Below are 12,968 nucleotides of genomic sequence, written 5' to 3'. Positions count from 1 at the left end.
TCTGGAAGGCCCGGATACACGGAGCCCGGGTCGATCAGAGCCGGGTATTCAGTCGCGGTGGTGTCGGCCGGTGGAGCGCAGTGAGCGACGGCCGCTCTCCTGCTCGGGCTCGTTGTCGGTGACCGGCTTGCTGAGGCCGGCGACCCAGTCCACGAACTCCTCGTCCTGCGCGGGCAGCGGCTCTGCCGCGTCGGGTGCGGGCCGGCTCTCCTCGTCGGCCCGCACCCGGTTACGCCGGAACAGGCCGCCGAGCCGTCCCCGCCGCGAGGACTGGCGGACGTCGTCGGTGGACGTCCGCTCGGCGTCGTCCCCCGGCTCCGCACTGCCGGCGGTGGTGGATGTGCTGCCCTGTTCCGGTACGACCGGAGCGGCGGACGGCGGCACGACAGAACCCGCCAGGGCGGGCGTCTCCCTGGTCCCGGCGAGCCGGTCGGTCGTGCCGCGGGCCGCTGCGGGCGTGCTGCTGGCCGACCCAGTCGTGCTGGCGGGCGGGGCGAACGACCCGCTCTGGTCCGGCGTGTCGGTGCTCTGGTCCGGTGTTCTGGTACGACGAGTGGTGTTGAAGGCGTCCCACGTGGGGGCGCGGCTCAGATCGGGCAGGGGTGCCCGGTGCCGGAAGCGGGGTGTCCGGTCGGTCGACTCCCCGGCATCGACGGGCGCGTCCGCGGCGGACGGTTCAAGATCAGCCGGTGCCGCGGTCCACGAGGAAGTGGCCGTCCAGGCCGGCGGGGCCGGCGTCCACCGGTCGGCCCCCATGTCGCCGGCCGCGACCCCGCCGAACAGCGAAGCGCCGGTGCCACCCTCGGTCGCGGCTCGTTCGGTGCGGCCCGTTCCGGATGCCGTGACCGGCGCGGAATCGTCGGCCGGAACGGGGACGTCCTGCGGCTCGGCGGCCTCGGCGCGCCGGCCCACTTCACCACTTCCGGCGGCCTGGGCCTGCGGGTCGGTCCCGCCGGGCGGTGCCGCTTCGTCGGGCTCGGTGCGCGCAGCCTTCTTCTCGGGGCGGGACGAGTCCTGTTCGGCCGGCTGGGCGGTATCGGCGCTGGTGACGTCGGTGCCCTTGCCGACGCGGGTCGCCCGTCGGGCGCGTCCGCCGGCCGGTCCGGTCGTCCCGCCGGTGGCCGCCGTGCCGTCGGTGGTCGCGTCGGGTGTTGCTGCCGTGCCGTCGGTGGCCGTGTCGGGTGCTGCCGCCGTGCCGTCGGTGGTCGCGTCCGCTGAGGTGGCGGTCGGGGCGGACTTCGCCTTGCGTGAACGGCGAGGCTTGGGCGCGGACGCCGCAACCGTGCCGTCGCTGCTCGCACTCGGCGTGCCAGCGCTGCTCGCACTCGGCGTGCCGGTCCCGTCCACTTCCGCCTCGCCCGCCCTGCCGGCGCTCGGTGTGCCGGCCCCGTCCACTTCCGCCTCGCCGGTGCTGCCCGCGCTGGTCACGACCGGGGTGACGGTCGCGCCCGTGACCGGGGTGGAGGTGGTGTCCGCGGCCGGACTGCCCCTGTCGCCGGAGGCCGAAGTGTCGGTGCTGCCCGGGGCCGGGGCGTCGGTGCTACCGGTGGCGAGCGGGGCTGCGGGAGCGCTGGTCGTCGTGGGGTCGCTGCCCGGCTCGTCCCGGCTGGCCGTGTCGCCGCCGGACGGCCGGTCGCTGCCCGCGCCGGGCGTCGGGCTGACCGCTGCCGTTGCGCGCGTGGCGGACGCCGGTCCGATACGGGTCGGGTCGACGGCACCCATCGTCGTGTCCGCGTCGCGGCTCGACGGCTGCCGCCCGGCAATGAACTCGCCCGTCGGGTCGGTCAACCACGAGGTGCGGGTCGGTGTGCGGTCGTGCCGCCCGCTCGTGGCGAACGCGTCCTGGGTCGTGGCGAACGCGTCCTGGGTCGTGGCGTCCACCGTGGGCACATCGGCGTCGGGCCGCTCACCAGGGGCGACGGATCGGAGAGTCGCTCCCGGGCGCGTCGCGTCGGCGGGGACCGGGCCGTACTGGCCGCTCGCCGTTGTCGACGGCCAGTCCCAGTGGGCGGGGACGGTGCGTACGGTGGCGGTGTCGTCGCCGGAGCGCGGAGCTGGACCGGTCCCGACGAGCCGCCCGCCGGCGCGCCCGGTGTCGGTGTTGTCCTCGACCGGATCCGTCGACGTCGTCGGCTCGCCACCCGGCAGCGTCGGGCCTGCGGGCAGCGGTTGCAGGATGTCGGTCGGCGCGATCGCCTCGGAGTCGGCGGCGCGGACGCCGACGGGCCAGCGCAGCAGGGCGGCGGCCGCGGCGCCGAGGGCGCCGGCGAGGACCGCGATCAGCGCGCCGTAGTAGGGGGTCGTCTGGTAGCGGTCGACGGCGTCGCCAGGGCCGGCGGTCAGGTACGCGAAGGCCACCAGCACGGGACCGGCCACCCCGGTCGCCGCGCTGATCAGCGGGACCTGGCCGCGCCACCGGGCCAGTCCGGCGGTCGCCGCGCCCGCGAGCAGCGCCACCATCGGCAGCAGGAGCAGCGCCAGGCGCTGCGCGGCGGCATCGTCCAGCCAGTTCGGTTCGAGTACGCCGAGGCGGACCGTGGGCAGCGGACCGGTCGTGCCGAGCGACGGCAGGACGGAGACCAACGCCAGCAGCCAGATCGTCCCCGCCACGGCCGCCATGTTCCAGCCCAGTTCCGGCCGGAGCAGTACGGCGATGGCCGCCCCCGCCCCGATGACCGCCCCGAGGATGGCGCAGATGCCGACCGCCCAGACCGGGTCCACCGAGATCAACTCGGCGGCCCGGGCGGGCTGCATGCAGAGCGGGGCGACGGCGGTCGCGCCGAGCGCCGCAGCGCCGCCGATGGCCAGGTGCCGGCCGGTGTTGGCCGGCGGGGTGTCCCGGCGGTACAGACGCCCGGTCAGGACGGCGCCGGCGACGGCGGCGTTCGCGGCGAACCAGCCCACCCAGACGAGCTGGGCCGGCCACTGGTTGACGGTCGAGCCGGTGAAGGCGCCGGTGAGCCGGACGATGCCGAAGCCGTACGCGACGCCGAGTTGGCCGGCTCCGGCCAGCACGCTCACCCCGAGCGCCGTGAGCAGCAGTCTGCCCCAGGTCCGATAGGCCATGTCCGGCACGTTACGCACCTGGTACACCCGATCGCCACCGGCGCGCCGCGCGGCGCGCCGGGGCACGCCCGGCGGGTCTACTTGAGTTCGACCAGTCGGGCCAGGTATGTCGTGTCCCCGACATTGGTGAGCATGTGCACCGCTCCGGGGTCGCGGTAGACGACCCCACCGGTGGGCTCGTCGGCGTCGATCCGGGTGCCGTCGATGGTCTGCACGACGTTCTTCGCGCCCTGGATCGCCACCACCAGGTAGGGGTGGTCGTGCCGGTGCAGGGGCTGGCGCTCGCCCGGTTCGAGCCGGATGTGCCAGACCCGGACCCGGTCGTTCTCGTACACGATCTCCTGGCCCACGGGCCCGAGTTCGGTGCCGTCAATCACGTCGGTCATCGTCCACTGTCCAGTTGGGGAAGCACCTCGGCGGCGATCAGCTCGAGGTGGTCGAGGTCGTCGAGGTCGGTGAGGCGCAGGTGCACCCGGCCGGTGCCGATCTCGGCGAACTCGCCGATCCGCTGCACCAGCTGCGCCGGCGAGCCGACCACCGGGTCCTCCGGTGGCAGTGCGCTCTTCTCGTGCAGCGGCGCGGCCCGGCGGGTGGCCTCCGCGTCGGTACGTCCGACGGCCACCACGATCCCGGCGGAGAGCACCAGCGGGGCCCGTCCCGTCCCCGCCCGACCCACGCGGTCGCACGCCTCCCGCACGCGGTCGTACGCCCCGGCGGTCTCGGCCACGGACTTGAACGGCATGTTGAACTCGTCGGCGTACCGGGCGGCCAGCTCGGGGGTCCGCTTGGGGCCGCGTCCACCCACGATGATCGGCGGGCCGGGCACTTGCGCCGGCTTGGGCAGCGCGGGCGCGTCCACCAGCCGGTAGTGGTCACCGATGAAGCTGTACGTCTCGCCCACCGGGGTGGACCACAGCCCGGTGATCACCTCAAGCTGCTCGGCCAGCCGGTCGAAGCGCTCGCCGACGGCCGGGAACGGGATGCCGTACGACGTGTGTTCGCGCTGGTACCAGCCGGCGCCGATACCGAGGTCGACCCGGCCGCCGCTCATCTGGTCGACCTGCGCGACGAGTACGGCGAGGGGGCCGGGCAGGCGGAAGGTCGCCGACGTCACCAGGGTGCCCAGCCGGATCCGTTCGGTCTCCCGGGCCAGCGCGGCGAGGGTCAGCCAGGCGTCCGTCGGGCCGGGCAGGCCGGGGTCGTCGCCCATCGACTGGTAGTGGTCGGCGCGGAGGAAACCCTCGAAGCCACCGGCCTCGGCCAGTCGGGCGAACCGGAGCTGGGTGTCGTAGTCGGCACCCCGGTGCGGCTCGGTGAACACCGACACCCGCATGGTCATCGTCCCTCCACGCCGGCAGTGGCCGGCTCGTCGCGTTCCATCAAGAGCTCGTGCAGGTCGGCGCTGACCCGGGCGACGTCGGCGAGGTGGGCGTTGCGGCCCAGGGTGCGCGGGCGGGGGATGGCCACCTCGACCACCTTGCGGATACGGCCGGGGCGGGGGCTCAGCACGACCACCCGGTCGGCGAGCAGCACCGCCTCGTCGATCGAGTGGGTGACGAAGACGATGGTGGGCTTGTTCTCCATGTGCACGCGCTGGAGTTCACCGGAGAGTTCCTCGCGGGTGAGCGCGTCGAGCGCGGAGAACGGCTCGTCCATCAGCATCACGCGGGGTTCGCCGATGAGCGACCGGCACAGCGACACCCGCTGCTGCATGCCGCCGGAGAGCTCGTGCGGCAGCCGCTTCTCGAAGCCGGCCAGCCCGGCCACGTCGAGCAGTTCCCGGGCCCGCTCGCGGTGCTTGGCGCGGCTCCAGCCGAAGATCTCCACCGGCAGCAGGACGTTGTCCAGCACGCTGCGCCACGGCAGCAGCGCCGGCTTCTGGAACAGCATGGCGATGTCGCGGCGAGGGCGGGTGATCGGCGTACCGGCCACGGTGATCTCGCCGGAGGTCAACGGGAGTAGCCCGGCGATCAACCGCAGCAGGGTGGACTTGCCGCAGCCGGAGCGCCCCAGGACGGCGACGAACTCGCCCTCGGCGACGTCGAGGTCGATGCCGCGCAGGGCCTCGACCTGGCCGGACCGGCCTTCGAAGGTACGCGACACCCCGGACAGTCGGATCATCTGCGGCGGACCTCCGCTGAGTGGACGGTCAGGAATTCGACAAAGGCTAGCCGCCCTGTTGACATGTCGCACCGTCCGGGGTGGCCGTCAGGTTGTATCCGTTCCGTAACCAGATACGCCTGGCGTCGCAACTGTGGGTTTCTCGTACGCTGTGCGCGCGAAGAGTCCCCTCACGAAGGCGGTGCCCGGCTTGCCCCTCCCGCCGGTACCGTCGCGACAACCCCCTCCGGTGCCAGCGGCCCCGGTCGGAAAGGACATGGTGCTACTGATGAGAAGGCTGACCCGTACGGTCGCTACGGCCGCGCTGGCCACCGCCCTCGCCCTCGTCTCCGCCTGCAGCAGCGGGTCGGACTCGTCCGACGACGCCAAGGGCGGCAAGGGCGGAGCGTTGGAGAAGGTGACCTATCTCACCTCCTTCGGTAACTTCGGCCGTGACTCCTACGCCTGGGTGGCGAAGGAGAAGGGCTTCTTCAAGGAGGCCGGTTTCGACGTCGAGATCAAGGCCGGTCAGGGTACTGGCGGCGTGATCCAGACGGTCGTCGGCGGCCAGGCGGACTTCGGGCCGATCGACCTCACCGGCGGTCTGCTCCAGCTCGGCAACGGCCAGGCGAAGGACTTCACGGCGGTGGCCGCGATCCAGCAGCGCACGATGGCGGGCATCGCCACCGTCGAGGGCAAGAACATCAACTCGCCCAAGGACCTGGAGGGCAAGAAGCTGGCCGACACCCCCGGCTCCGTGGTGCGTAACCTGTTCCCGACGTACGCCCGGCTCGCCGGCGTGGACGCCAGCAAGGTGACCTGGGTCAACGGTGAGGCGCAGGCGCTGATCGGCACGCTGGCCTCCGGTTCGGTGGACGGCATCGGCCAGTTCGTCGTCGGTCAGCCGACGATCGAGGCGGTGGCCAAGAAGAAGGCCGTCATGCTGCCGTACAGCAACGTGATGCAGGACCTCTACGGCAACGTGCTGATCACCTCCACCAAGATCGCCAAGGAGAAGCCCGAGATGGTGAAGCGGTTCACCGCTGCGCTGCTCAAGGGCCTGGAGTACAGCCTGGCGAACTCCAAGGAGGCCGGCGAGATCCTGAAGAAGAACGTCGACGCCGCCAACCCGGTGGCCGCCGCCGCCGAGCTGGACCTGATGGCCGCGTACGTCCGTTCCGGCAACTCCGGCACCGCGATCGGCACGCTGGACAGCGGCCGGGTGGCGAAGAGCATCGCGATCCTGCAGGGCGCGGGCGCGCTCAAGCAGAACATCACCCCCGAGCAGATCATCGACTTCAGCCTCGCGCCGAAGGCCTGATCGTCCGGTCGTCACCAGGGGGTACGTCCCGCCGGTCCCCGGTGGGCGTACCCCCGTCGCTCGTCGGCCCCCGGGTCGGCGGTTCACGAGGAGGACAAGATGACCGACGTCCGCTCAGCCGAGCCGGCGGTGACGGTGCCCCCACCCCCGGGCGCCGGACTCCAGGCACGTCGGGCGGGTCGGGGCGCCGGCCTGCGCGCGGGGACCGGGGCGTCGCTGCTGCCCGCGGCCGGTCTCGTGGTCGCTCTGGCGGCCTGGTGGCTGATCGCCCGGCTGGAGCTGGTCCACCCGGCCGCCCTGCCGCCGCCGGGGGACGTGCTCACCGCGTTCGTCGACAAGCCGGCCAAGATGTTGGAGCACACCTGGGCCACCCTGCTGGAGATCCTGGTCGGCTTCGTCCTGTCGGCTGGCGCCGGTGTCCTGATCGGATTGTCCCTGGCCAGTTCCCGCACGGTCGAGCGGATGTTCACTCCGCTGCTGGTCGCGGTGAACGCCGTGCCGAAGATCACCCTGGGCCCACTGCTGGTGGTGGCCCTGGGCTGGGGCCAGAAGCCGATCCTGACCATGGTGTTCCTGCTCTGCTTCTTTCCCATCGTGCTGTCCACGGCGACGGGGTTGACCACCACGCCGGCCGACCTGGCCGAGCTGGTCCGGTCGTGGAACGCCTCCCGCTGGCAGGCGTTCCGCAAGGTGCGGTTCCCGGCCGCGCTGCCGCAGATCTTCGTCGGGCTCAAGGTGGCCATGCCGCTGGCGGCCATCGGCGCGGTGATCGGTGAGTTCCAGGCCGGAGAGAGCGGACTGGGCTACGTGATCACCCAGTACGCGGGCGTCGGCGACACCGCCACCGCCTGGGCGGCGATCATGCTGGTGGCGCTGGTCAGCATCCTGCTCTACACCGCCCTCGTGCTCGTCGAGCGGATCGCGCTGCCGTGGGTACGAGAGACCACCAGCAGCCGCTGACCGTAGAAATGGCCTGCGGGAGCCTCCCGGCGGTCTGGTGGTGGTCACACATCGAGCCGGTGCCCGGGGTTCCAGCCTCGACCGTCCCGGTCGGCACCGGCAAGGTCCGCCCTGAGTCGTCCTTTGCGGAAGAGGGGACGACCCAGGGCGGGTGGGAGACCAGGCGGGCGCGAAAGGCAGTCGGAAGACCACGACGCGCTGCGTGCCGCGGTTGTCGGAAGACCGCGGCACCAGGCACGGTAGGGCCAACCCCCAACGCCGAGCACGACGAGCCGCTACCCCGCCAACCGCCAGCGCCCGTTGCGCGCGACAAGAGTGGTGAGCGCCTGCGGCATGAGGCCCGAGTGGTTGTCGGGCGTCATGCGGATCGGGCCGGAGAGGCCGTCGATCTGGGACGTCTCCAACACGTCGCGGATGCCGTCCCGGTCGACCTTCCCCGCCGGGCCGCCGGCCCGCCGTTCGGCGTCGACGATCAACTGGATCGCGTCGGCGGCGAAGGAGGAGGAACCGTTGTAGCCGCCGTAGCGGGCCGTGTAGTCCTGGAACCACTGCCGCCGGGCCGCCTTGGCCGGCGTGGTGGCGATCACGTCGTCGATCACCATGGTCTGGGTGAAGATCATCGTGGCCTTCTCGGTGGCTCGGGCTGCCGCGCCGAGGAAGAGGTCCCCGGCCGCGCCCGCGTCGAAGAACAGCGACCCGCGGAACGCGGCCTGCTGAGCGCTGGTCGCGGCCAGCGCGGCCTGCTCCGGCGGAGTCCAGACGACCAGCGCGTCGGGCTTGAGCTTGGCGAGCTTGCCGACCTGCTGACTGACCTCGGTGTCGGTGGTCTTCACCGACTCCTCGCCGGCCACCTTGATGGTGGCCTTGCCCAACTCGCGACGCAGCGCGAGCACGCCCTCGCGGCCGTAGTCGTCGTTGCTGGCGAGCAGGGCCACCTTCCGGACGTTCTTGCGGCGCAGTTCGGTGGTGAGCGCGGAGGCACTGTCGGCTGCGTTCGGGCCCAGCTTGAACACGTAGCGCCGGTCGGCGACCGGGCTCGAGATCGCCCCGGAAGCGGCGAGCGCAATGGTGGGAATCCGCTTTTCGTTGATGACGCCGACCGCGCCGACCGCGCATTCGTTACAACCGCCCATGACGATCGCGCTGACCCGGGAATCGCTGCTGAAGTCGGCGATGTTGCGCAGTGACTCGGCGGCGTCGGAACGGTTGTCCTTCACCTTCAGGTCGATCTTCCGGCCGTTCAGTGCTCCGGAGGAGTTCAACTGGTCCCTCTTGAGTTCCAGCGCGCGCTGGTATGCCCGGCCCATTGGCGCGGCGGCACCGGAGAGTTCGAGGTCGGCGGCGATCACGATCGGACTCGTGTCCTGCTCCGCCCCGCCGAACTGGCAGCCGGTGAGCGTGGTGGCCACTAAGGCCGATGCGAGCGCCGCGATGGTCGCGGAGCGGATGGGGCTCAACTCAGTCCTCCAGGTGCGGGCGCGGGCGCAGCCCGGTCACCGCCGCTAATCCGTCCTCAGTGGAGCACGGGATCTCGTCTGCCGTACGGTGTGTGTGCGCGAAGCCTGCAAAACCTTGCCAATGGCCGGCGCTGTGGTCAAGCGCGGACCCCGGTTGCATTTTCGGGACGGTCATCCCACATGCTGGGGTAACGCAATGTTTGCAAAACCTCACTCTGTATACACGCGTGACCACTCTGGAGTTACATGCCCTGTTCAGGGGCCTGCGGAAATGAAGGTATCAGTTGACCGGATCAAGGGTTCCGCGCCGTCCGACCGTTTCCTACCTCACTGCGGCTTCCCAAACACGATCTTCTCTGATGAAATCGCGGCCGTGCCGCGCGTGGTCCCCTCCGCTCCCGGCACGGCTCGGCGGGTCAGGCGGGGAAGAAACGACGGAGGCGATGTCGTGAGCACCGGACCGACGACCCTGCCCGCGCTCGGCGGCGATGCCGGGCGTACGCGCCGGCGCCTGCCGAGACTGCGGGACACCCGGATTCGGTCCAAGTTGGCGCTGATCCTGGTCGTTCCGGTGGCCGCGGTGATCGCGCTGGCCACCGTCCGACTCATCTCCGTGGGCGAGGGCGCCTACGACGCCACCCGGGCCCGGTCGCTCACCGCGCTCGCCATCGACGTCAGCGCGCTGACCCAGGATCTCCAGGCCGAGCGGATGGCAGCGGCGGCCTACCTGGCCGCTCCGCAGCAGCCGGCCGACGCGTACAACCTGCGGGTACGCCAGACGCAGCAGCGGGTGGACGAGTACCGCGCCGAGCGCGACCGGATCGGCGAGGCGCCGGCGGCGCTGCGCGACCGGCTGGCGGCGATCGACGACCACCTGGCCACCCTGGACGGCACCCGTCAGGAGGTGCTGGACCGCCGGCAGATGGCGGTCGCCGAGGCGGTGCTGCGCTACGGCGTGATCCTCACCGACCTGATCAGCTACGGCGACGGGCTGGCCCAGCTACCCGGCGACGAGAGCCTGTCGGACAGCCGCCGGGCGGTCGCCGCGTTCGCCCGCGCCAAGGCCTCCGTCGCCGAGGAGGAGGCGGTCGCCTTTACCGCGCTGACCGCCGGCGAGCTCGACCCGGAGCAGTTCTCCTCCTTCGTGGCCACGCTGACCAGCCAGCAGGAGGCACTTGTCGCCTTCTCGCTCGCCGCCGACCCCGTGCAGCGGGCTCTGGTCGACAGCACCGTCTCCGGTGACGCGGTCGGCCTCTCCGACCGGGTCGCCAGCGACATCACCCGCTCGGTCGGGCAGCGTCCGCTGGTGAGCACACAGGACGCCACCGCGGCCATCGGCGCCGTCAACGACCTGATGCGCTGGGCCGAGATCCAACTCCAGGACCGGCTGCTCGAGCAGGCCGACGAGGCGCGCTCGAACGTCATCCGGCAGGCCGTGGTCGAGTCGATCCTGGTGCTGCTCACCCTGATCATCGCCGTGTCGCTGGCCGTGGTGCTGGCCCGGTCGCTGAACCACTCGCTGCGCCGCCTGCGCGAGGGCGCGCTCTCGGTGGCCAACCACGACCTCCCCGACGCCGTGCAGCGACTGCAGAACATGGGCAGCGTCGGTGACGGCGGCGTGGACGAGATCGTCCGGCAGGTGCGGGACCCGATCCAGCTCAACAGCCGCGACGAGGTCGGCCAGGTGGCCTCGGCCTTCAACGTCGTCCACCGCGAGGCGGTGCGGGTCGCCGCCGAACAGGCCGCGCTGCGGACCAGCGTCTCGGCGATGTTCCTCAACCTGGCCCGCCGCAGTCAGACCCTGGTCGACCGGATGATCGGCGAGCTGGACGCGATCGAGCGCGGCGAGGAGGACCCGAAGCGGCTGGCCCAGCTCTTCGAGTTGGACCACCTCGCCACCCGAATGCGCCGCAACGACGAGAACCTGCTGGTCCTGGCCGGCGCCGACTCGGCCGTACCGCGCCGCGACGACGCGCTGGTCGTGGACGTGCTGCGCGCCGCGCAGTCCGAGGTGGAGCTCTACAACCGCATCGAGTTCGGCACCGTCGACACCGACATCTCGGTGGCCGCGCACGCGGTCAACGACGTGGTACGTCTCGTCGCCGAACTGCTCGACAACGCCACCCGGTTCTCGCCGCCGAACACCAGTGTCGTCGCCGACGGTCGCCGCATCCGCGACTACGTGCTGATCCAGATCGAGGACCGTGGGCTCGGCCTCACCGACGAGCAGCTCGACTCGCTCAACCGCCGGCTGGCCGCCCCGCCGAGCGTGGACGTCGCCGCGTTCCGGCTGATGGGTCTGGCCGTGGTGAGCCGGCTCGCCTCCCGCTACGGCATCCGGGTGGAGCTGCGCCGCAACGTCGAGGGCGGCACGGTCGCCCAGGTGACGCTGCCCGCCGCCACCGTGATCCTGCCCAGCAGCCGGGGTCGCGAGCAGGCGCTCACCCGTCCGCGGCAGCCGTTGGCGGTCGAGCAGACGCCGCTCACGCCGGTCGGCCACACCGAGCCGTACGCCGGCGCGACCGCCTCGGCGGCGACGCTGCCCGACCAGTGGCGGACCAACGCCCCGGCCCCCGCGCAGTGGCAGTCCCCGCTCCACGCGCGTGACACCGCCCCGGCCGTGCAGGCCGGCGGTTTCACCGGGGCACGCCCGACGGTGCCGCCCGCCGCCGCGCCGGCCGCTCCGGTGCCACCCGCGCGACCGGCCTACGGAAACGGCGTCGCCTCGGCGGGCAGCCCCACCGTGGCGTACCCGACGATCGACGGGCTGCCCCGGCGGGCCGCGACGGCCGACACCACGGACGGCCGGAGCGCGCCGGTGCTGCCGGTCGGGCCGGTCGCCGGGCCGGGCGCGGTCGCCCCGCCGGCACCCTCCGCCCCGCCGGCACCGCTCGCCCCGCCGGCACTGCCCGCGACGCCGCGCGTGCAGCCCGCCGCGCCGGTCAGCACGCGGCCGGAGTTCCCCGCCGAGGCGCCGATCTTCCGGGAGATGGAGGCGGTCTGGTTCCGGTCGCACGGCGACGCCGCCACCGCGATCTTCACCCGGCCGCAGTTCGACACGCCGCCCGCACCCGCCGACACCGGCTCGCGCGCGACCAACGGTGTTCCGTCGACCGCCGCGTCCGCGCCGGCCCGACCGTCGCTGCCCACCCGAACCCCGGGCAGTTCCGAGGGCACCGGAGCACAGAGCATGGGCAGCATGGACGGATTCGGCACCGCGAAGACCGGTGGTCGTGGCGCCTCGACACCGACACCACCACCGTCGTACACCCCGCCGCCGGCCGCCCCGACGGCGCCGGTTGCCGCCCCCGCGCCGACCGCGGCCCCGTCGGCCCCGGACCCGAACGCCTGGCGGACGGCCGCCGACGAGGGGTGGACGCTGGCCAGCCGGGCCGCCGAGCCGGCTGCCGCCGGCACCACCCGCTCGGGTCTGCCCAAGCGGGTGCCGCAGGCGCAGCTCGTGCCGGGCGGCATCGAACCCAAGGGTGGTCGGGACCGCAGCCGGCGGACCCCCGACGAAGTCCGCGGCCTGTTGTCGGCCTACCACCGCGGCGTGCAGCGCGGTCGGACGGCCGGTACGGAACTGAACAGCACCTCGACCAAGGAGAGCCGATGAACAGGCCAGCTGCCATGCAGGACATGGGTTGGCTGCTCACCAACTTCGCCGACAGCGTGGCGGGTATCGCCCACGTGGTGGCGGTGTCCGCCGACGGGTTGCTGCTTGCTTCCTCCCGGGACCTGCCGGGGGACCGGGCGGACCAGCTCGCCGCGATCACCTCCGGAGTGGTGAGCCTGACCGAGGGCGCGGCACGGATGTTCAGCGCGGGCGGGGTGTTGCAGACCGTCATCGAGATGGACAGCGGTTACCTCTTCCTCATGTCGATCAGCGACGGTTCGTCGATGGCCGTGCTGGCCGCGCGGAGCTGCGACGTGGGCCAGGTGGGCTACGAGATGGCTCTGCTGGTGGAGCGGGTAGGCGCCGCGCTGGTGCCGCTGCGACGGGACGCGGTGCGTTCTTAGCGCCGCGAGCCGGCGTGCGGACCGCGCGCCGGAACAGGGAGGGG

9 protein-coding genes are annotated in these 12,968 nt (G+C 72.5%); 4 read left to right on the top strand and 5 right to left on the bottom strand.

The window, feature by feature from the left end:
• Positions 1 to 48: 48 nt before the first annotated feature.
• The 4 genes from ACLQ24_RS04980 to ACLQ24_RS04965 form a co-directional block, all read right to left on the bottom strand.
• Positions 49 to 3,066, bottom strand: a complete 3,018-nt coding sequence (locus ACLQ24_RS04980) for a hypothetical protein (protein WP_425889204.1) — start codon at positions 3,064 to 3,066, stop codon at positions 49 to 51.
• Positions 3,067 to 3,143: 77 nt separating this feature from the next.
• Complete coding sequence (locus ACLQ24_RS04975; RefSeq protein WP_266246239.1) at positions 3,144 to 3,452, bottom strand: cupin; 309 nt, start codon at positions 3,450 to 3,452, stop codon at positions 3,144 to 3,146.
• Positions 3,449 to 4,399: an LLM class F420-dependent oxidoreductase gene (locus tag ACLQ24_RS04970; RefSeq protein WP_425889235.1), complete on the bottom strand. Its 951-nt coding sequence runs from the start codon at positions 4,397 to 4,399 to the stop codon at positions 3,449 to 3,451. The genes ACLQ24_RS04975 and ACLQ24_RS04970 overlap by 4 nt, the downstream gene beginning before the upstream one ends.
• 2 nt (positions 4,400 to 4,401) lie before the next feature.
• Complete coding sequence (locus ACLQ24_RS04965; protein WP_425889203.1) at positions 4,402 to 5,187, bottom strand: ABC transporter ATP-binding protein; 786 nt, start codon at positions 5,185 to 5,187, stop codon at positions 4,402 to 4,404.
• A 268-nt stretch (positions 5,188 to 5,455) separates the two neighbouring features.
• Here ACLQ24_RS04965 and ACLQ24_RS04960 point away from each other — a divergent pair, with 268 nt between their 5' ends.
• Positions 5,456 to 6,487, top strand: a complete 1,032-nt coding sequence (locus ACLQ24_RS04960) for an ABC transporter substrate-binding protein (RefSeq protein WP_425889202.1) — start codon at positions 5,456 to 5,458, stop codon at positions 6,485 to 6,487.
• A gap of 99 nt (positions 6,488 to 6,586) precedes the next feature.
• Positions 6,587 to 7,447 (top strand): ABC transporter permease, encoded by an 861-nt coding sequence (locus ACLQ24_RS04955; RefSeq protein ID WP_425889201.1) that lies wholly within the window; start codon positions 6,587 to 6,589, stop codon positions 7,445 to 7,447.
• Between the two features lie 275 nt (positions 7,448 to 7,722).
• Here ACLQ24_RS04955 and ACLQ24_RS04950 read toward each other — a convergent pair whose 3' ends face one another.
• Positions 7,723 to 8,904, bottom strand: a complete 1,182-nt coding sequence (locus ACLQ24_RS04950; protein WP_425889200.1) for an ABC transporter substrate-binding protein — start codon at positions 8,902 to 8,904, stop codon at positions 7,723 to 7,725.
• Positions 8,905 to 9,352: 448 nt separating this feature from the next.
• Here ACLQ24_RS04950 and ACLQ24_RS04945 point away from each other — a divergent pair, with 448 nt between their 5' ends.
• The gene (locus tag ACLQ24_RS04945; RefSeq protein WP_425889199.1) at positions 9,353 to 12,520 is read left to right on the top strand and encodes a sensor histidine kinase; all 3,168 of its coding nucleotides are present in this window, start codon (positions 9,353 to 9,355) and stop codon (positions 12,518 to 12,520) included.
• Positions 12,517 to 12,924 (top strand): roadblock/LC7 domain-containing protein, encoded by a 408-nt coding sequence (locus tag ACLQ24_RS04940; protein WP_425889198.1) that lies wholly within the window; start codon positions 12,517 to 12,519, stop codon positions 12,922 to 12,924. The genes ACLQ24_RS04945 and ACLQ24_RS04940 overlap by 4 nt, the downstream gene beginning before the upstream one ends.
• The last annotated feature ends 44 nt before the right edge of the window (positions 12,925 to 12,968 follow it).

It is taken from the genome of Micromonospora sp. DT4, assembly GCF_049841675.1.
Taxonomy (GTDB): domain Bacteria; phylum Actinomycetota; class Actinomycetes; order Mycobacteriales; family Micromonosporaceae; genus Micromonospora.
Note: the sequence above shows the minus strand (reverse complement) of the source record. Positions and strands in the feature narration are given on the sequence as shown.

What these genes read in the sequence shown, in the direction of transcription:
- ACLQ24_RS04980 (WP_425889204.1), bottom strand. Translation starts at nt 3,066, where the DNA reads ATGGCCTATCGGACCTGGGGCAGACTGCTGCTCACGGCGCTCGGGGTG.
- ACLQ24_RS04975 (WP_266246239.1), bottom strand. Translation starts at nt 3,452, where the DNA reads ATGACCGACGTGATTGACGGCACCGAACTCGGGCCCGTGGGCCAGGAG.
- ACLQ24_RS04970 (WP_425889235.1), bottom strand. Translation starts at nt 4,399, where the DNA reads ATGCGGGTGTCGGTGTTCACCGAGCCGCACCGGGGTGCCGACTACGAC.
- ACLQ24_RS04965 (WP_425889203.1), bottom strand. Translation starts at nt 5,187, where the DNA reads ATGATCCGACTGTCCGGGGTGTCGCGTACCTTCGAAGGCCGGTCCGGC.
- ACLQ24_RS04960 (WP_425889202.1), top strand. Translation starts at nt 5,456, where the DNA reads ATGAGAAGGCTGACCCGTACGGTCGCTACGGCCGCGCTGGCCACCGCC.
- ACLQ24_RS04955 (WP_425889201.1), top strand. Translation starts at nt 6,587, where the DNA reads ATGACCGACGTCCGCTCAGCCGAGCCGGCGGTGACGGTGCCCCCACCC.
- ACLQ24_RS04940 (WP_425889198.1), top strand. Translation starts at nt 12,517, where the DNA reads ATGAACAGGCCAGCTGCCATGCAGGACATGGGTTGGCTGCTCACCAAC.